Below are 355 nucleotides of genomic sequence, written 5' to 3' on the forward strand. Positions count from 1 at the left end.
GGGAGGCCGCGCCCGCCGCCGTACCCGATGAACTGCACGACCACGGGGAGTGGTTCGGTGGTGCCGGACGGGACGACGAACCAGCCCTTCACGGGGTGGCCGCCGAATCCGGCGAACGTCACGTCGAAGACGTCGACCCCGGAGAGGCCCGTGTCGACGGGCTCGAAACGGGCGTCGAGGTCGTGCGAGCGTGCCTCGCTCAGGGTCTTGTCCCAGAACTGGTCGAAATCAGCCGGTTCGACGGACTGGCTCCGGTAGCTGCGGAGTTGGTCCGGCGAGAGGTCGAACAGTGCCATCGTGGGCGCTCCGAATCTGGTCATCGGATGAATCAAGGAAACGCCACCGTACGACGGCC

At 67.0% G+C, this 355-nt stretch carries 1 protein-coding gene; it reads right to left on the reverse strand.

Annotated elements, in window-relative coordinates; genetic code table 11:
• The coding region (locus J0695_RS39430) for an acetylxylan esterase (RefSeq protein ID WP_206969657.1) at positions 1–296 on the reverse strand (296 nt) is incomplete at its 3' end.
• Positions 297–355: the final 59 nt, after the last annotated feature.

Origin of the sequence: Streptomyces beijiangensis, from assembly GCF_017315755.1 — a bacterium.
In the GTDB taxonomy this organism is placed as follows: domain Bacteria; phylum Actinomycetota; class Actinomycetes; order Streptomycetales; family Streptomycetaceae; genus Streptomyces; species Streptomyces beijiangensis.